The sequence below is a fragment of the Rhizobacter sp. Root1221 genome, assembly GCF_001425785.1.
Lineage (GTDB): Bacteria > Pseudomonadota > Gammaproteobacteria > Burkholderiales > Burkholderiaceae_C > Rhizobacter.
Map to the genome: position 1 here is coordinate 191,569 of NZ_LMDI01000012.1, position 17,160 is coordinate 208,728.

General features: G+C 68.1%; 20 protein-coding genes. 10 read left to right on the plus strand and 10 right to left on the minus strand.

The window, feature by feature from the left end; all coding sequences use genetic code 11:
* Nucleotides 1–29 precede the first annotated feature (29 nt).
* Nucleotides 30–425: a 4-oxalocrotonate tautomerase family protein gene (locus tag ASC87_RS10730; RefSeq protein ID WP_056661243.1), complete on the plus strand. Its 396-nt coding sequence runs from the start codon at nucleotides 30–32 to the stop codon at nucleotides 423–425.
* On the opposite strand, the gene ASC87_RS10735 is transcribed toward ASC87_RS10730, so the two are convergent.
* Nucleotides 410–1,111 carry a YggS family pyridoxal phosphate-dependent enzyme gene (locus tag ASC87_RS10735; RefSeq protein WP_056660752.1) on the minus strand — a complete coding sequence of 234 codons (702 nt, stop codon included), beginning with the start codon at nucleotides 1,109–1,111 and terminating at the stop codon, nucleotides 410–412. The two genes, ASC87_RS10730 and ASC87_RS10735, sit on opposite strands and share 16 nt — an antisense overlap.
* A 91-nt stretch (nucleotides 1,112–1,202) precedes the next feature.
* Here ASC87_RS10735 and ASC87_RS10740 point away from each other — a divergent pair, with 91 nt between their 5' ends.
* From ASC87_RS10740 to ASC87_RS10755, 4 genes are read left to right on the plus strand one after another with little or no spacing between them, the layout of a single operon-like run.
* Entirely contained in the window at nucleotides 1,203–2,246 is a 1,044-nt protein-coding gene (locus ASC87_RS10740; RefSeq protein WP_056660755.1) for a type IV pilus twitching motility protein PilT, read from the plus strand.
* A 55-nt stretch (nucleotides 2,247–2,301) separates the two neighbouring features.
* Nucleotides 2,302–2,961 (plus strand): cyclic nucleotide-binding domain-containing protein, encoded by a 660-nt coding sequence (locus tag ASC87_RS10745; RefSeq protein WP_157603963.1) that lies wholly within the window; start codon nucleotides 2,302–2,304, stop codon nucleotides 2,959–2,961.
* Between the two features lie 26 nt (nucleotides 2,962–2,987).
* Nucleotides 2,988–4,124 (plus strand): PilT/PilU family type 4a pilus ATPase, encoded by a 1,137-nt coding sequence (locus ASC87_RS10750; RefSeq protein WP_056660758.1) that lies wholly within the window; start codon nucleotides 2,988–2,990, stop codon nucleotides 4,122–4,124.
* Nucleotides 4,124–5,017 (plus strand): NAD(P)-dependent oxidoreductase, encoded by an 894-nt coding sequence (locus ASC87_RS10755; RefSeq protein ID WP_056660761.1) that lies wholly within the window; start codon nucleotides 4,124–4,126, stop codon nucleotides 5,015–5,017. Before ASC87_RS10750 ends, ASC87_RS10755 begins: the two co-directional genes overlap by 1 nt.
* A gap of 73 nt (nucleotides 5,018–5,090) precedes the next feature.
* Here ASC87_RS10755 and ASC87_RS10760 read toward each other — a convergent pair whose 3' ends face one another.
* From ASC87_RS10760 to ASC87_RS10770, 3 genes are read right to left on the minus strand one after another with little or no spacing between them, the layout of a single operon-like run.
* Nucleotides 5,091–5,747, minus strand: coding sequence for a BON domain-containing protein (locus ASC87_RS10760; RefSeq protein ID WP_056660765.1), 657 nt, complete (start codon nucleotides 5,745–5,747; stop codon nucleotides 5,091–5,093).
* Nucleotides 5,744–6,340, minus strand: a complete 597-nt coding sequence (locus ASC87_RS10765; RefSeq protein WP_056660768.1) for a phosphoheptose isomerase — start codon at nucleotides 6,338–6,340, stop codon at nucleotides 5,744–5,746. Before ASC87_RS10765 ends, ASC87_RS10760 begins: the two co-directional genes overlap by 4 nt.
* Before the next feature lie 57 nt (nucleotides 6,341–6,397).
* Nucleotides 6,398–6,769, minus strand: coding sequence for a YraN family protein (locus ASC87_RS10770; RefSeq protein ID WP_056660771.1), 372 nt, complete (start codon nucleotides 6,767–6,769; stop codon nucleotides 6,398–6,400).
* Between ASC87_RS10770 and rsmI the strand changes: the two genes are divergently transcribed.
* Entirely contained in the window at nucleotides 6,768–7,688 is a 921-nt protein-coding gene (rsmI, locus tag ASC87_RS10775; RefSeq protein WP_056660775.1) for a 16S rRNA (cytidine(1402)-2'-O)-methyltransferase, read from the plus strand. The two genes, ASC87_RS10770 and rsmI, sit on opposite strands and share 2 nt — an antisense overlap.
* 7 nt (nucleotides 7,689–7,695) lie before the next feature.
* On the opposite strand, the gene ASC87_RS10780 is transcribed toward rsmI, so the two are convergent.
* On the minus strand, nucleotides 7,696–8,082 hold the full coding sequence (locus tag ASC87_RS10780) for a hypothetical protein (protein ID WP_056660778.1): 387 nt from the start codon (nucleotides 8,080–8,082) through the stop codon (nucleotides 7,696–7,698).
* A 161-nt stretch (nucleotides 8,083–8,243) separates the two neighbouring features.
* Here ASC87_RS10780 and tldD point away from each other — a divergent pair, with 161 nt between their 5' ends.
* The 3 genes from tldD (at nucleotide 8,244) to ASC87_RS10795 (ending at nucleotide 11,484) form a co-directional block, all read left to right on the plus strand.
* The gene (gene tldD, locus ASC87_RS10785; protein ID WP_056660781.1) at nucleotides 8,244–9,719 is read left to right on the plus strand and encodes a metalloprotease TldD; all 1,476 of its coding nucleotides are present in this window, start codon (nucleotides 8,244–8,246) and stop codon (nucleotides 9,717–9,719) included.
* 217 nt (nucleotides 9,720–9,936) lie between these two features.
* Nucleotides 9,937–11,055 carry a 3-deoxy-7-phosphoheptulonate synthase gene (locus ASC87_RS10790; RefSeq protein WP_056660785.1) on the plus strand — a complete coding sequence of 373 codons (1,119 nt, stop codon included), beginning with the start codon at nucleotides 9,937–9,939 and terminating at the stop codon, nucleotides 11,053–11,055.
* A 129-nt stretch (nucleotides 11,056–11,184) separates the two neighbouring features.
* Complete coding sequence (locus ASC87_RS10795) at nucleotides 11,185–11,484, plus strand: EF-hand domain-containing protein (protein WP_056660788.1); 300 nt, start codon at nucleotides 11,185–11,187, stop codon at nucleotides 11,482–11,484.
* A 15-nt stretch (nucleotides 11,485–11,499) separates the two neighbouring features.
* Here the strand turns inward: ASC87_RS10795 and ASC87_RS10800 are convergent, their stop codons facing one another.
* From ASC87_RS10800 to ASC87_RS10820, 5 genes are all read right to left on the minus strand, one after another.
* The gene (locus tag ASC87_RS10800; protein ID WP_056660791.1) at nucleotides 11,500–11,805 is read right to left on the minus strand and encodes a hypothetical protein; all 306 of its coding nucleotides are present in this window, start codon (nucleotides 11,803–11,805) and stop codon (nucleotides 11,500–11,502) included.
* Nucleotides 11,806–11,839: 34 nt separating this feature from the next.
* The gene (locus ASC87_RS10805) at nucleotides 11,840–12,550 is read right to left on the minus strand and encodes a YafY family protein (protein ID WP_056660794.1); all 711 of its coding nucleotides are present in this window, start codon (nucleotides 12,548–12,550) and stop codon (nucleotides 11,840–11,842) included.
* A 102-nt stretch (nucleotides 12,551–12,652) separates the two neighbouring features.
* Nucleotides 12,653–13,051, minus strand: coding sequence for a VOC family protein (locus tag ASC87_RS10810; RefSeq protein WP_056660796.1), 399 nt, complete (start codon nucleotides 13,049–13,051; stop codon nucleotides 12,653–12,655).
* 72 nt (nucleotides 13,052–13,123) lie between these two features.
* A complete protein-coding gene (gene glpK / locus ASC87_RS10815) occupies nucleotides 13,124–14,617 on the minus strand; it encodes a glycerol kinase GlpK (protein ID WP_056660799.1) in 1,494 nt (497 codons plus the stop codon).
* On the minus strand, nucleotides 14,614–15,378 hold the full coding sequence (locus tag ASC87_RS10820; RefSeq protein WP_056660801.1) for a DeoR/GlpR family DNA-binding transcription regulator: 765 nt from the start codon (nucleotides 15,376–15,378) through the stop codon (nucleotides 14,614–14,616). The genes glpK and ASC87_RS10820 overlap by 4 nt, the downstream gene beginning before the upstream one ends.
* A gap of 198 nt (nucleotides 15,379–15,576) precedes the next feature.
* Here ASC87_RS10820 and glpD point away from each other — a divergent pair, with 198 nt between their 5' ends.
* Nucleotides 15,577–17,148 (plus strand): glycerol-3-phosphate dehydrogenase, encoded by a 1,572-nt coding sequence (glpD, locus tag ASC87_RS10825; protein ID WP_056660804.1) that lies wholly within the window; start codon nucleotides 15,577–15,579, stop codon nucleotides 17,146–17,148.
* Nucleotides 17,149–17,160 lie beyond the last annotated feature (12 nt).

Genomic DNA, 17,160 nt, shown 5'->3' on the forward strand with positions numbered 1-17,160 from the left:
AACCCGTCCCCACCCACAAGGAGTTCTCGATGCCCTACCTGCACATCCAGCTGTCCGGTGACGCCGACGACGATCTGGCCCAGCGCGTGGCCGCCCAGGCCACCGACCTCACCGCCCGCCTGCTCGGCAAGGACCCGGCGCTGACCGCCGTGGTCATCGACTTCGTGCCGGCCCGCCGGTGGTTCATCGCGAAGGAGGCGCTGTCGGTGTCGGGTGCCCGCAGCTACCACTGGCTCGTCACCATCACCGACGAGACGAACACGAAGGCGGAAAAGGCCGCGTACCTGGCGGCGGTGCACGAGACGATGGGCGGCCTGCTCGGCGGCGTGGCCGACCACTCCTACGTGCAAGTGTCCGACGTGCGCGCCGCGGCGTACGGCTACGGCGGTGTCACGCAGGAACGCCGGTATCAGCGTCCGGGCTGAATGCGGGCGCCGAAGATCGCGGTACCCACCCGCACGATCGTGGCGCCCTCCAGGATGGCGGCCTCCAGGTCGGCCGTCATGCCCATCGACAGCGTGTCGAGGTCGAGCCCGTCGGCGCGCAGCCGGTCGAACAGGTCGCGCAGGGCCCGGTGGGCCCGGCGCTGTTCGATGGGGTCGGCGGTGGGTTCAGGGATGGCCATCAGGCCGCGCAGCCTCAGGCCCGGCAACGCGGCCACCGCGCGGGCCACCGGGGCCAGCTCGGCCGGGCCGAGGCCGCTCTTGTTGGCCTCGCCGCTGGTGTTCACCTGCAGGCACACCTGCAGCGGCGCCAGGCCGGGCGGCCGCTGGGCCGACAGCCGTTCGGCGATCTTGAGCCGGTCCACCGTGTGCACCCAGTCGAACTGGCTGGCCACCACCCGGGTCTTGTTGCTCTGCAAGGGGCCGATCAGGTGCCATTCGAGGCGGTCGCGCAGGTCGATCAGCTCGCTGATCTTGTCCACCCCTTCCTGCACGTAGTTCTCGCCAAACCGCCGCTCGCCGGCTGCCACCGCCTCGCGCACCGCATCCGCGCTGTAAGTTTTGCTTACGGTTAGCAACGTGACGCTTTGCACGGGCCGTTGCGCGAGCGCACAGGCCCGGGCCATCCGATCGTGCACTTGTTGTATGTTCGCTGCAATCGTCGCCATAATCCCGCGAGCCTATCTCATCGGGACGGGCGGCCCCATTTCTTGCAGCCCCCTGCAGCCCCCTGCAACCCATCGCGGTTCCCGAAGACACATGGACATCACCCAACTGCTTGCGTTCTCGGTCAAGAACAAGGCGTCCGACCTGCACCTCTCCGCCGGGCTGCCGCCGATGATCCGCGTGCACGGCGATGTGCGGCGCATCAACGTCGACCCGCTCGAGCACAAGCAAGTGCACGAGATGGTGTACGACATCATGAACGACTCGCAGCGCAAGGCCTACGAGGAAACGCTCGAGGTCGACTTCTCGTTCGAGATCCAGGGGCTGGCCCGTTTCCGGGTCAATGCGTTCAACCAGAACCGCGGCGCTGGCGCCGTGTTCCGGACCATTCCGTCGAAGATCCTCACGCTCGAGCAGCTCAACACGCCCAAGATCTTCGCCGAACTGTCGCTCAAGCCGCGCGGCCTGGTGCTGGTCACCGGCCCTACCGGGTCGGGCAAGTCCACCACCCTCGCGGCCATGGTGAACCACCTGAACGAAAACGAGTACGGCCACGTGCTGACCGTGGAAGACCCGATCGAATTCGTGCACGAATCCAAGAAATGCCTGGTCAACCAGCGCGAGGTGGGGCCGCACACGCTCAGCTTCGCCAACGCGCTGCGCTCGGCCCTGCGGGAAGACCCGGACGCCATCCTCGTGGGCGAAATGCGCGACCTGGAAACCATCCGCCTCGCCCTCACCGCCGCTGAAACGGGCCACCTGGTCTTCGGCACGCTGCACACGTCCAGTGCCGCCAAGACCGTCGACCGGATCGTCGACGTGTTCCCCGCCGCCGAAAAGGACATGGTGCGTGCCATGTTGTCCGAATCCCTCGTGGCCGTGATCTCGCAGACGCTGTGCAAGCTCAAGGACGGCACGGGCCGGGTCGCGGCGCACGAGATCATGCTCGGCTCGCCGGCCATCCGGAACCTGATCCGCGAGAACAAGATCGCGCAGATGTATTCGTCCATCCAGACCGGCAACAGCATTGGCATGCAGACGCTCGACCAGAACCTGGCCGAGCTGGTGCGCCGCAACGTGATCTCGCCGGCCGAGGCCCGCGGCAAGGCGAAGACGCCCGAAAACTTCCCCGGCTGAAGCGGCCGGGCATTGCCTGCAGGGGCCGCGTTCGAAGGGGTGATGGGGTTCCGCGATGGCGTTGAAGAAACTGTTCGGCCGGCTCACAGGAGGCACCGCAGCGCCGGCGCCCGCGCCGGCCCACGACGGTGCGGCGTCCGATTCGGGGTTCTTTTCCACCCAGTTCCACGACCGCGCCGAAGACAGCCAGGTGATTGCCACCTGGGCTGCCCGGGCGGCCGACGTGGGGGCCCAACCGCTCGACCGGGCGGTGGCCGAGCCGCTCTTCGTCCGCATCTGGGGCGCCGACCGCTACGTCGCCGCGCTGGCCGCCAACGACATCCTGAAGCTGAGCCGCTACCTGCACTTCGTTACCGTGCCGGCCGACCGCGAGGTCATCGGGCAGGACGAACAGGGCGACTACATGCTGATCGTGCTCGAGGGCACGCTCGCGGTGGACCGTGTGCAGCCGTGGGGAGGCCGCGCGCGGCTGGCCGAGGCGCGTGCGGGCGACATGCTGGGGGAGATGTCGCTCCTCGATGCCGGCACGCGGTTTTCCGCGTGCACGACATTGACGCCCTGTACCCTCGCGGTGGTGGACGCCCAGCGTCTGGATGAGATGATCATGAACGAACCGCGCCTCGGCCTGGCCTTGCTGGCCTCGCTGTCGCGGCGGCTGTCACTCCGGCTGCGCCAGGTCAGTGCGCGCCTCAGTGCCTTGCTGTCCAGCAATTGACCAACGGAATTCTCAAGGGTACGACCATGGAAAGAGACCAGGCATCGAAATTCGTCAACGACCTGCTGCGCCTGATGGTGTCGCGCAACGGTTCCGACCTCTTCCTGACCGCCGACTTCCCGCCCGCCATCAAGGTGGACGGCAAGGTGACCAAGGTGTCGCCGCAGCCGCTCACCGGGCAGCACACCATCGCGCTCGCGCGGTCGGTGATGAACGACAAGCAGGCCGCCGAGTTCGAGCGCACGAAGGAATGCAACTTCGCGATCTCGCCGCAGGGCATCGGCCGCTTCCGGGTGAACGCGTTCGTGCAGCAGGGCAACATCGGCCTCGTGATGCGGACCATCCCGCAGACGCTGCCCACCATCGACGGGCTGAACCTGCCCCAGGTGCTCAAGGACGTCACAATGACCAAACGCGGTCTCGTGATCTTCGTGGGGGCCACCGGTTCCGGCAAGAGCACGTCGCTGGCCGCGATGGTGGACTACCGCAACGAAAACACGCAGGGCCACATCATCACCATCGAGGACCCGGTGGAATTCGTGCACCCGCACAAGAACTGCATCGTCACGCAGCGTGAGGTGGGCCTCGACACCGAAGGTTGGGAGCAGGCCCTGAAAAACACGCTGCGGCAGGCGCCGGACGTGATCCTGATGGGTGAGATCCGCGACCGGGAAACCATGGAACACGCGGTGGCGTTCGCCGAGACGGGCCACCTCTGCATGGCCACGCTGCACGCGAACAGCGCCAACCAGGCGCTCGACCGGATCATCAACTTCTTCCCCGAAGAGCGCCGCGCCCAGCTGCTGATGGACTTGTCGCTGAACCTGAAGTCGCTCGTGTCGCAGCGGCTGCTGCCGCGCCAGGAAGGCAAGGGCCGCATCGCCGCTGTCGAGGTGCTGCTGAACACGCCGCTGATCTCCGACCTGATCTTCAAGGGCGAGGTGAGCGAGATCAAGGAGATCATGAAGAAGTCGCGCGAGCTGGGCATGCAGACGTTCGACCAGGCCCTCTTCGACCTCTACGAGAACCAGCTCGTCACCTACGAGGACGCGTTGCGCAACGCCGACTCCGTCAACGACCTGCGCCTGCAGATCAAGCTCCACAGCAACCGTGCCCGCACGATGGACCTCTCCGCCGGCACCGAACACCTCACCATCGTCTGATGTCCACCCGCACCTACGACCCCATCGCCTCGCGCCGCGTCGCGTTCCTCGGCCTCGGTGTCATGGGGTATCCCATGGCCGGACACCTGGCCCGTGCGGGCCACCAGGTCACCGTCTACAACCGCACCGCCGCGAAGGCGGCGCAATGGGTGGCCGAGTACGGCGGCACCCACGCGGCCACGCCGCAGGCGGCCGTGGCGGGCGCCGAGATCGTGCTGGCGTGCGTGGGCAACGACGACGACCTGCGCCAGATCACCACCGGCGCGCACGGGGCGTTTGCCGGCATGGCGGCCGGGGCCATCTTCGTGGACCACACCACGGCGTCTGCCGAAGTGGCGCGCCAGCTGGCCGCCACCGCGCGCGAGCGAGGCTTCCAGTTCATCGACGCCCCGGTCTCGGGGGGCAACCTGGGCGCCATCAATGGCGCGCTCACCGTGATGTGCGGGGGCGATGCCTCCGCGTTCGACACGGTGCGCCCCGTGGTGCTGGCGTTTGCCAAGGCCGTCACGCGCCTCGGTGACAGCGGCGCGGGCCAACTGGCGAAGATGGTGAACCAGATCTGCATCGCCGGGCTGGTGCAAGGCTTGTCCGAAGCCATCGCGTTTGGCGAAAAGGCCGGCCTCGACATGAAGGCCGTGCTCGACGTGATCGGCAAGGGTGCCGCGCAGAGCTGGCAGATGGACAACCGCGGCCCCACGATGGTCGACGGCAAGTTCGACTTCGGCTTTGCGGTGGACTGGATGCGCAAGGACCTGGGCCTCGTGCTCGCCGAAGCACAACGCAACGGCGCCCGGCTGCCCGTCACGGCGCTGGTGGACCAGTTCTATGCCGACGTGCAGGCGCTGGGTGGCGGGCGGCAGGACACCTCTAGTTTGCTCCGCCGTCTCAAATAAGCCCGTCATCCCGGCGAAAGCCGGGACCCACTCCCCGGTGGGCCCCGACTTTCGTCGGGGTGACATGGACGCCTCAGGGCTTGTTGCTGACCGGCTTGGCGTTGTTCGTGGGTGCGCCCATCGGCTGCAACGTGGCCAGTTCGGCTTCGGTCACCACCTCGAACACACGCACCACCTTGTCGACCCCGCGGATCGTGCGGATCAGGTCGACGGCGCGTTGGCCTTCGGCTTCGGTGACACGCCCCATCAGGTACACGATGCTGCGCTCGGTCACCACCTTGAAGGCGTTGGCCGAGATGTCGCCGGCGTCGACCAGCGTGGCCTTCACTTTCGTGGAGATCAGCGCGTCGTTCGACCGGTTGGTGAGCGAGCTGGAGAAGCCGATGGCCAGTTCGTTGACGGTGGACCGCACGTTGTCGACCTGCGCGACGGCCTGCTCCACCGCGGCCTTGTCGGCGTCGTTGCCCACTTCACCGGTGATCAGCGCGACGCGGTTGTAGCTGGTGACGTTGATGTGGCCGCGGTCGCCGACGGCCTGGCGCACCCGCTGGCCGGCCTTCAGTTCGATGGACTGGTCATCGATCTGCGTGCCGGAGCTGCGGCGGTCGGTGGCCATCAGCGTGCCACCCACCACGGCGCCACCGAGGAACAGGGCGACACAGCCGGTCAGGGTGGTGGAAGCGGCGAGCGCGGCGGCGATGAGCGCGAGGCGGAACTTGGGGCCCGTCATGTATTTTCCTGTTCTCCGAGCAATTGCAGGTCCACCGCGTCGCAGAGGCAGTGGATCGCGAGGATGTGGACTTCCTGGATGCGGGCCGTGCGTTCGTGCGGCACAGAGATGTGCACGTCGGTTTCGCTCAGGTGCTGGTTCATCTTGCCGCCGCCCCGCCCCGTGAGGGCGATGACGGTCATCTCCTTCGCGTGCGCCGCTTCCACGGCGGCCAGCACGTTGGCAGAGTTGCCGCTGGTGGTGATGGCGAGCAGCACATCACCCGGCTGGCCGAGGGCCTGCACCTGCTTCGAGAAGATCTGGTTGAAGTCGTAGTCGTTGCCGACCGCCGTCAGGATGGAGCTGTCGACCGTGAGCGCGATGGCCGCGAGGCCCGGGCGTTCACGTTCGTAGCGGCCCACGAATTCGGCGGCGAAGTGCTGGGCGTCGCTGGCGGAACCGCCATTGCCGCAGGCCAGCACCTTGCCTCCACCCGTGATGCAGCCCACGATGGCGCTGACGGCGTCCGCGATGGGACGCGACAGGATTTCGGCAGCGGCGTACTTGAGGTCGGCGCTGTCGAAGAATTGTTGCTGGATGCGTTGTTCAAGCATGGTGGTGATTTTAAGACACGGACCAGGGGGTTGGGTTCCGTGTTGGTGCATGGCGGGTCAGTCGTCGGTGAACGCGGCCCGGAGCCAGACGAGATCATCGCCGTCGATCACGACCACATCAAAGCGACAAGGTGGGGGCGAAGCGAGGGTCTGCAAGTAGTGGCGGGCCGCATATCGTACGCGCCGTTGCTTGGCTCCGGTGACACTGGCCGCCGCACCCCCGTGATGAACGTGCCGGCGGCGGCGCACTTCGACGAACACCAGCGTGCCGTCGCGGTCGCGCACAATGAGGTCCACTTCGCCGCCGAACGCCCGCGGCCCCGCTGCCACCCGGTAGTTCCGCGCCACGAGCCGGAGCCCCTGGCGGACCAGGTGGTCCAGGGCCCGTTGTTCGCCTTCATCGCCCGACCGTTTTGTGGTGCCTGCCATGGATTCCCCCACCCGCCCGACCCTGTTGCAACAAGCCGCCGAGGCCGCGGCCGGAACCCAGCAGTATCCGGTGTCGGCGCTGTACGTCGTGGCCACACCCATCGGGAATCTCGCTGACCTGAGCCTGAGGGCGATCCACGTGTTGTGGAAGGTGGATGCGGTGGCGTGCGAGGACACCCGCCACACGAGCCCGCTGCTGCGCCACCTGGGGCTCGACAAGCCGCTGATCGCGCTGCACGAGCACAACGAACGCGAGGCGTCCGCCGGGGTGCTGGCGCGCCTGGCCGCCGGTGAGCGCGTGGCCTACGTCAGCGACGCCGGCACCCCGGCCGTCAGCGACCCCGGGGCCGCGCTGGTGGCGGCCTGCCAGGCGGCCGGGTACCGCACGGTACCGGTGCCCGGCGCGAGCAGCGCGCTGGCCGCCCTCTGCGTGGCCGGTGACACGGTGGCGCGCGGGTTCGCCTTCACCGGGTTCCTGCCCCCGAAAGGCAACGAACGCCTCACCGCGCTGAAGGCCCTGGCCGCGCGCGATGACGCCCAGGTGCTGTTCGAGGCCCCGCACCGCATCGATGCGCTGCTGCAGGGGCTCGCCGACGTGATGCCGCACCGCACCATCACGATCTGCCGCGAGCTGACGAAGCAGTTCGAGGGGGTCTCGACGATGGTGGCGGCACAAGCGCCGGCCTGGCTGGCCGCCGATCCGAACCGGTCGCGTGGCGAATTCGTCGTGGTGGTGCACGCCGTGGCGCCGGAGCCGACCGAAGGGGCCGACACCGGCCACGACACGGTGCTGCGCACCCTGATGGCGGAGTTGCCGCTGAAACAGGCCGTGGGCCTGGCGGCCGAGTTGACCGGCGCACCGCGCAACGCGCTGTATGCGCGTGCGCTGGTGCTGAAGCAGGCCACGTCGGACGACTGAGACGCCGTCACCAGGTCTGGCGGTCGTGCGTCTGGCGTTCGATGCTGCGGCGGGCGTGGTCCTGCATCGCGTCGAGGCGCTCGCGTTCGCGGTAGCTCACGCGGCCGTCCGCACGGGCCTGGGCCTCGGCGTGGCGGATCTGTTCCTGCTGGCGCATCAGGCGGCGCGTCTCGTGTGGCGTGAGCCGGCCCGTGGCGGCGGCATGGTGGATGGCCTGCGCCTGGCGCTGCTGGCGTTCATCGATGCGGTCACCGCGGTGGTCGCCGCGGGCCTCGTAGCGGGTTTCGTAGCGGGTTTCGTAGCGGTGGTCCTGGGCCAGCGCGTTGCCGGCCAGCCCGGCGAAGGCGGCCAGGGCCACGGTGGTGCTGACGGCGAATTGCTTGAGGCGGTTCATCTGGGATTCCTTCCGGGTGAGTGGTGGACAAACAAGCTGTGCGGCACGCTTCCTCAACGGCAGCCGGTCGCGTGTCGGCCGACAGCCCTTCGGTAAAGAACTGTGATCCGGAGGTCACCCTGGGGCCCACAAGGGCGGAGGGGGCTCCTACAATCGCCGCCATGATCTCCCGCGAACCCACCCTCGAACGTCTGGCGGTCGCCAGGTCCCTGCTGCTCGAACCGTTCGGTCTTTCCGACGCGACCGTGGCCAAGGCCCTGAACACCATCGCGGCCCACCGCATCGACGACGCGGACCTGTACTTCCAGTACACCCGCAGCGAAGGCTGGAGCCTCGAGGAAGGCATCGTGAAGTCCGGCAGCTTCGGCATCGACCAGGGGGTCGGTGTGCGGGCGGTGGCCGGTGAAAAGACCGCGTTCGCGTACTCCGACGACATCTCCGAAGCCGCGCTGCTCGATGCCGCCCGCACCGTGCGCACCATCGCTGCCGCGGGCCAGAGCCTGTCGGTCAAGGTGCCGTCGGCGCCCAAGGTGGCCGGCAGCCGGGTGCTGTACGCCCCCACCGACCCCATCGCCACGCTCGACAGCTCGCAGAAGGTGGCCTTGCTGGAGCGGGTCGAGAAACTCGCCCGCGCGAAAGACCCGCGCGTGAAGCAGGTGATGGCCGGCGTGGCCGCCGAATACGACGTGGTGCTGATCGCCCGCGCCGACGGCACGCTGGCGGCCGACGTGCGCCCGCTCGTTCGCCTGTCCGTCACCGTGATCGCCGAACAGACCATCGCGGGCGAAGTGCGCCGCGAGATCGGCTCGGGCGGTGGCGGTGGCCGCTTCGGCCTCGGCTACTTCCAGCAAGACATCATCGAGCAATACGTCAACGACGCGGTCAACGCAGCGCTCACCAACCTCGAAGCGCGCCCGGCCAAGGCCGGCGAGATGAGCGTGGTGCTCGGCCCGGGCTGGCCCGGTGTGCTGCTGCACGAGGCCATCGGCCACGGCCTCGAGGGCGACTTCAACCGCAAGGGCTCCAGCGCGTTCAGTGGCCGCATCGGCCAGCGTGTGGCGGCCAAGGGGGTCACCGTGCTCGACGACGGCACCCTGCCCGACCGCCGCGGTTCGCTCAACGTGGACGACGAAGGCAACGCCAGCCAGCGCAACGTGCTGATCGAGGACGGCATCCTGAAGGGGTACATCCAGGACGCCATGAACGCCCGCCTGATGGGCGTGGCCCCCACCGGCAACGGCCGGCGCGAAAGCTACGCGGCCGTGCCCATGCCCCGCATGACCAACACCTACATGCTCGGCGGCGACAAGACGAAGGAAGAGATCATCGCCGGCCTGAAGCGCGGCCTCTACGCCACCAACTTCGGCGGCGGCCAGGTCGACATCACCAGCGGCAAGTTCGTGTTTTCCGCGTCGGAAGCCTTCTGGGTCGAAAACGGCAAGATCCAGTACCCGGTCAAGGGCGCCACCATCATCGGCAACGGCCCCGACGCGCTGACCCGTGTCAGCATGATCGGCAACGACATGAAACTCGACACCGGCGTGGGCGTGTGTGGCAAGGAAGGCCAGAGCGTCCCGGTGGGCGTGGGCCAGCCCACGCTGCGCATCGACCGCCTCACCGTGGGCGGCACCGCTTGACGGCGCGCCCAGGCCCCGTGCTACATTAGCTCCCATGCGTCTCGTTGCGTCCTTCTTCGGCTTTTACTTTTGGATCTTGCCCACACCCGGCGGAGAGAGAAGCGCGTAGCCCGAAGAAACGCACCAGACTCAAAAAACCGCCGGATCCACGGCGGTTTTTTTTCGCCCGAACATCCCGACGCCATTCGACGTACTTCCCCTCAAGGAGCCCTTTCCGATGAATGCCAATGCCACCAGCGCCGCCGAAGGATGGACGGCCCCAGCCGACCGCACCGGCCAGACCGACGACGAACGCATCCTGAACGTCACCCCGTTGCCGCCGCCGGAGCACCTGGTCCGCTTCTTCCCGATCCGCGGCACGCCGGCCGAGACGCTGATCGCCGGCACGCGCCAGAACATCAAGAACATCATCCAGGGCCGTGACGACCGGCTGCTGGTGATCATGGGCCCCTGCTCCATCCACGACCCGGTGGCCGCCATCGAGTACGCCCGCCGCCTGCTGGTCGAGCGCAAGAAGTACGAAGGCACGCTCGAGATCGTGATGCGCGTCTACTTCGAGAAACCGCGCACCACCGTCGGCTGGAAGGGCCTCATCAACGACCCCTACCTCGACGAGAGCTACAAGATCGACGAAGGCCTGCGCATCGCCCGCCAGCTGCTCACCGAGATCAACAAGCTCGGCATGCCTGCCGGCAGCGAGTTCCTCGACGTGATCTCGCCGCAGTACATCGGCGACCTGATCTCCTGGGGCGCCATCGGTGCGCGCACCACCGAAAGCCAGGTGCACCGCGAACTGTCGTCCGGCCTGTCGGCCCCCATCGGGTTCAAGAACGGCACCGACGGCAACATCCGCATCGCCACCGATGCCATCCAGGCGGCGGCCCGGTCGCACCACTTCCTGTCCGTCCACAAGAACGGCCAGGTCGCCATCGTCGAGACCGCCGGCAACCCTGACTGCCACGTGATCCTGCGCGGCGGCAAGACGCCGAACTACGACGCGGTGCACGTGGAAGCCGCCTGCAAGGACCTCGAGGCCGCGAAGCTGCAGCCGTCGCTGATGGTGGACTGCTCGCACGCCAACAGCAGCAAGCAGCACATGCGCCAGATCGACGTGGCCCGCGACATCGCCACGCAGGTGGGCAGTGGTTCGCGCCGCATCTTCGGCGTGATGGTCGAGAGCCACCTGAATGGCGGCGCGCAGAAGTTCAGCGCCGGCAAGGACGACCCGGCCCAGCTGGCCTACGGCCAGAGCATCACCGATGCCTGCATCGGCTGGGACGATTCGCTCGGGGTGCTGCAGGTGCTGAGCGAGGCGGTTCAGGCCCGGCGCGGCTGACCGGCGGGGCCCCGGTTCAAGCCCGGGGTCTCGCAACAGTTTGCAAACCGGGCAAGAACCGGCAAAAAGTCTGGTTCGATGCGGCCCGGGCGGGTTGAATGGCCTTTTCGTCCAGAAAAGGAAGTACCGATGACCCGTCGCAAACGCCAAGAAGCCCCGCCGTCCATCCGCGACGCTGCGCGCCAGGTGATCGGTGTCACGCTGGCCAGTTTCGCGATGGCGGCCAGCAGCCAGGCCGCCCAGCCGCGCGAACGCCTCACCGCCGAATCCGTGTTCACCCGGGCCGATGCCAACCACGATGGCCGGCTGTCGAAGGCCGAGGTGGCCCGTTTCCCGGTGTTCGCCGAGAAATTCGACCAGCTCGACACCGACCACGATGGTGCCCTCGACCTGGCCGAGTTCGAAGCCGGGTTCAACGCCCCGCAATGACGGGGCGGCCGCCGGTCACTTCGTCGAAAACAGCTTTGCTGCCCGGCCCTTGAGTTCCAGCAGCTCGCTGGGTGTGACCGAATAGCGGCCGTTCAGCACGTCCACTTCCACGCGGAACTCCACGTCGCGCGCGCCGTTGGTCAGCAGGCCCGACGTGAACTCGTACTCCTCGTTCTCGGCGGGCAGGCCCAGCTTGGCCACGTCGTAGTCCTCGTACACCACGTTGCGGATCTCGCCGCTGGCGAGGTCGAGGGTGCCGGTGGATTTCACGATGGATTCAAGCAGTTCGTCGAAGATCGTGATCGGCAGTTTGAGGTCCACGGCGGGCTCCGGCAGCGAAGGGAAGGCGCGGATTCTACGCGTCGGTGCTGCAGTCGCGTTCGGCCATCTCCGTTTCCACGGCCCGGAACAGGTCGGCCATCGTCTTGCCCGGTTCGTCACGGAAGGTGCGGTCCTGCACGTCGAGCTGCTGGATGCGGTCGACGCGGAAGTTGCGGAACGCGTTGCGTGTCTCGCACCACGCGGCCAGCGTCCACACCGCCCCCCAGTAGAAACAGCCGAGCGGTCGGAGTGTGCGCTCGCTCGGCTGGTCCTTCAGGTCGATGTAGTGGATGCTGACGAAGCGGCGTGCATCGGTGGCCAGGCGCAACGCCTCCAGCCGGGCGCGTGTCTTGGTGTCGAAGTTGATGGGGGGCGCGTACACGGCCAGGCTTTCGGCCGCGGCCCGGGCGGGTGCGGGCAGCACCGCGAGGATCTTCGACAGCGCAGCATCGGCCTGGGCCGACAGCGCTGCGTCGAGCCGCGGCTGCGCGATGCGCACCGACGCCACCAGCGCCTGGGCTTCTTCATGCGTGAACATGAGCGGGGGCAGGTCGAAACCCGGTCGCATGCGGTAGCCCACCCCGGCCTCGCCCTCGATGGGCACCCCCTGTGCCATCAGGTCCGCCACGTCGCGGTAGACCGTGCGCTCCGACACCTCGAGCCGTTCTGCCAGGAACTGGGCCGTGCTGAGCCGCCGGCCGCGGATCAGCTGGACGATCTGGAACAGGCGGTCGGCACGGCGCATGGCAGGCAACGGGGGGCGAGCGGGTGAAGACAGGGTCGCACGCCATTGTGCGGCGGCGAGGAGCGGGGGCCAAGTTGGCCATGGGGCGGTGGGGGCGAACACTCAGCCGAGCGAATGCAGGCCGACACGGTTGCCTTCGGTGTCGGTGATGTGGGCGCAGTAACCCCAATCGTCCGGCAGCGCCGTCTTGGCCACGGCCACGCGGCCCCCGGCGGTGGGCACCCGCGACAGCACGTCGTCGATCGACGGGGTGGACAGGTACACCACGGTGCCGGTGGGCGTGGGCGCGAGGCCCCCGCAGCTGACCGACAGGCATCCGCCCACGCCGTCCCCTTCGCTCGGGAACAGCGCCATCGAGTGCACACCTTCGCCCGCGCGGCGCAGCGGCAGGCCGAGCACGGTTTCATAGAAGCCCTGGGCGCGGTCCAGGTCGAGCACCGGGATCTCGAACCAGTGCAGCGCATGGACGGCGTGGCCGAGTTGTTGTTGCTGTTGTTGCATGGCACCTCCTCGTGTTGTCAGGAGGTTCATGCTGCCAAGGGGCTGCTGACAACGTGTTGTCAGCAGTGTTGGTCACTCGAGGGTGGCCTGGCGCACCGCGTGTTCCCAGCGTTGCATCAATTCCTCGGCCCGGACCCGCGGCATCACCGGGTGGAAACGGCGCTCCACCTGCCATTGCGCGGCCAGTTCGTCGAGGTTGTTGTAGACCCCGCTGCTCAGGCCGGCCAGGTAGGCCGCGCCGAGAGCGGTGGTTTCGATGACCTTCGGGCGCACCACCGGGATGCCCAGCAGGTCGGCCTGGAACTGCATCAACAGGTCGTTCACGCAGGCGCCACCGTCCACCCGCAACTCGCTGACCGGGGCACCGCCGGCGGCCACCGCGTCGCGGCTCATGGCCGTCAGCAGCGCCGCGCTCTGGAACGCGATGCTTTCCAGTGCTGCCCGGGCGATGTGGGCCACCGTGCTGCCCCGTGTGAGGCCCACGATGGCGCCGCGGGCGTCGGCCTTCCAGTAGGGGGCCCCCATGCCGGTGAAGGCCGGCACGAACATCACGCCGCCGCTGTCGGGCACCGATTCGGCCAGCTGCTGCACCTCGCCGCTGCCCTTGATGGCCTGCAGGCCATCGCGCAACCACTGCACCACGGCCCCGCCGATGAACACGCTGCCTTCGAGGGCGAACTCGGGCGTGGTGGTGGACTGGGCTGCGCTGGTGGTGATCAGCCCGTTGGCCGACTGCTGGAAATCCTGGCCCGTGTGCATCAGCATGAAGCAGCCGGTGCCGTAGGTGTTCTTGGCGAGGCCCGCGCGGAAGCAGGCCTGGCCGAACAGCGCGCTCTGCTGGTCACCCGCGACGCCCCCGATGGGCAACGATGCACCCAGCAGGCCGGCCTCGGTGTGGCCGAACACGTGGCTCGACGGCAACACCTGCGGCAGCATCTCGCGGGGCACGTCGAGCAGCCGGAGCAGTTCATCGTCCCAGGTGTTGGTGTGCACGTTCAGCAGCAGCGTGCGCGACGCATTGCTCACGTCGGTGGCATGCAGCCGGCCACCGGTCAGGTGCCACATGAGCCAGGTGTCCACCGTGCCGAAGGCCAGGTCACCGCGCCGGGCGGCGTCGCGGGCGCCGGGCACGTGGTCGAGGATCCACTTCAGCTTCGTGCCGGAGAAGTAGGCGTCGATGATCAGCCCGGTGCGTTCGCGGAACAGGGGCTCGAGGCCCTGGTCGCGCATCGCGGCACACGTGGGTTCGGCCCGGCGGTCCTGCCAGACGATCGCGTTGTAGATGGGCTCGCCAGTGCGCCTGTTCCACACCACGGTGGTCTCGCGCTGGTTCGTGATGCCGATGGACGAGATGTCCTTCGCCGTCAGCTTCGCCTTCGCGAGCGCCTCCTTCGCGGTGGCGAGCTGGGTGTCCCACAACTCGCGCGGGTCGTGTTCGACCCAGCCGGGTTGGGGGTAGATCTGGCGGAACTCCCGTTGCGCCATCGCCACGATGCGGCCCTGGCCGTCGAAGACGATGCTGCGTGAGCTGGAGGTTCCCTGGTCGAGGGCAAGCAGGTAGTTCATCGGGCGACTTCGCACTGGACGCCGGCGTTGGCCAGCAGTTTCGGGAAGGGTTCGGGCGGCGCGGCGTCGGTGAACAGCATGTCCACCTCGTCGAAGCGGGCGAGTTCCACCATCGCCGGCCGGTTGAACTTGCTGTGGTCGGCGGCGAGCCACACCTCGCGCGAGTGGTCGAGGATGGCGCGGGCCACCTTCACCTCGCGGTAGTCAAAGTCGCGCAGCGTGCCGTCGGCCTCGATGCCCGAGATGCCGATCAGGCCGATGTCGACCTTGAACTGGCTGATGAAGTCGACAGTGACTTCACCCACGATGCCCCGGTCGCGGGCGCGCACCACCCCACCGGCGACGATGACCTCGCAGTCCGGGTTGTCGGACAGGATCGCGGCGACATTCAGGTTGTTCGTGATGACCCGCAACCCCTTGTGGTGCAGCATCTCGCGGGCGATGGCCTCGGTGGTGGTGCCGATGTTGAGGATCAGCGAACACCCGTTGGGCACCGCCCTCGCCACGGCACGGGCGATGCGCTGCTTCGCCGTTTCGTTCAGCTGCTGGCGCTGGCGGTACGCGATGTTTTCGGTGGTGGAGCTCGGCAGCCGCACACCCCCGTGGAAGCGCGACAGCAACCCGGCCTCCGACAGCAGCTTCACGTCGCGCCGCACCGTCTGCAGCGTGACGCCGAACTGGTCGGCCAATGCCTCCACGGTCATGGTGCCGCGGGTGCGCAACTCCTCCATCAACTGGGCCTGGCGAGGGTTCGGGGTCATGCGAAAGCGTGGCTCGGGTTCATTCCGGAGTGGCGAGCGTACCGAAACTTTTTCGAACCCCTCCGGTGGTTTCCCACCCTTGCAAGGTGTTCGTTTGTCCGTTAAAAAGAAAAAAGAAGAAAACAAACGAACTCAAACCGAACATTCGGCCACGTTCGAGCGTGACGCGCTGCACAACCCTGTTCGTGCCGTCACTACTTGCCACCCTTTCCTGCCCGAGGAGCCCGCTTGAACCCATCGTTGACCGGCTGTGACGTGCTCGTCGTGGGCGGCGGCATCAATGGTGCCGGGATCGCCCGCGACCTGGCCGGCCGCGGCCTGAAGGTGGTGCTGTGCGAGAAGGACGACCTCGCCGCGCACACCTCGTCGTCGTCCACCAAGCTCATCCACGGCGGCCTGCGGTACCTCGAGTACTACGAGTTCTCGCTGGTGCGCAAGGCGCTCGGCGAGCGCGAGGTGCTGCTGCGCAGCGCCCCGCACATCATGTGGCCGCTGCGGTTCGTGATGCCCCACGACCCCGGCATGCGCCCGGCGTGGATGATCCGCGCCGGCCTGTTCCTGTACGACCACCTGGCCCGCCGCGAGGTGCTGCCGGGTTCGTCCAGCGTCGACCTGCGCCGCCACCCGGCCGGTGTGCCACTCAAGCCGCAGTTCTCCCGCGGCTTCGTCTACTCCGACGGCTGGGTGGATGACGCCCGGCTCGTGGTGCTCAACGCCGTCGATGCCGCCGAACGCGGTGCCCAGGTGCTCACCGGCTGGCGCTGTGTCGACGCCAAGCGCGGCGACGGCCGGTGGGACGTCGAGTTGCAGGACGCCGCCGGCCGCAAGCAGTTCGTGCAGGCGCGCGCGCTGGTCAATGCCGCCGGGCCCTGGGCCGCGCAGTTCCTGCAGGCCCATGCGCACATCTCCGGGTCGAAGACGCTGCGGCTCGTGAAGGGCAGCCACATCGTGGTGCCGAAACTGTTCGACCACGACCACGCGTACATCTTCCAGAACCCCGACCGCCGCATCATCTTCGCGATCCCGTACGAGCGCGACTTCACGCTGATCGGCACCACCGACGTCGAACACCACGGCGCCGTGGGCCAGGCCCGCATCGACGACAGCGAGATCGCCTACCTCTGCGAGCAGGCCAGCCGCTACTTCGCCAAGCCGGTGGTGCCCGCCGACGTGGTGTGGTCCTACGCCGGCGTGCGCCCGCTGCTGGGCGACGAACACAGCGACGCATCGGCCGTCACCCGCGACTACCAGCTCGATCTGGAGCCCGGCCCGGCGCCACTGCTGACGGTGTGGGGCGGCAAGATCACCACGTTCCGCAAGCTCGCCGAAGAGGCGGCCGACACGCTGTGCCGCCACATGGGGGTTCACGCCGGCCCGTGGACCCGCGGTGCGCTGCTGCCGGGCGGCGACCTGTCCGCCTGGATCGGCCCGCCGGTGCGTCCCGACACCGATTTCACCCGGTTCGTCCAGACCGTTGCCGTTCGCCACCCTGCACTGCCCCCCGCATTGCGACACCGCTACGCCCGTGCCTATGGCGCCCGCATCGACCTCGTGGTGCGGCCCGAGGGCCTCGGCGAGGAAGTCGCGCCCGGGGTGTTCGAGGCCGAACTCGTCTACCTGCACGACCACGAATGGGCCCGCACCGCCGAGGACGTGCTGTGGCGCCGCTCGAAGCTCGGCCTGCACCTCTCTGCCGACGACCGCGCCCGTGTCACCCGCTGGTGCGAGGCCCGTTGGCCGGCGGCCGCGGCGGCCTCCGTTTCCCCTTAGTTCCTCACTGAA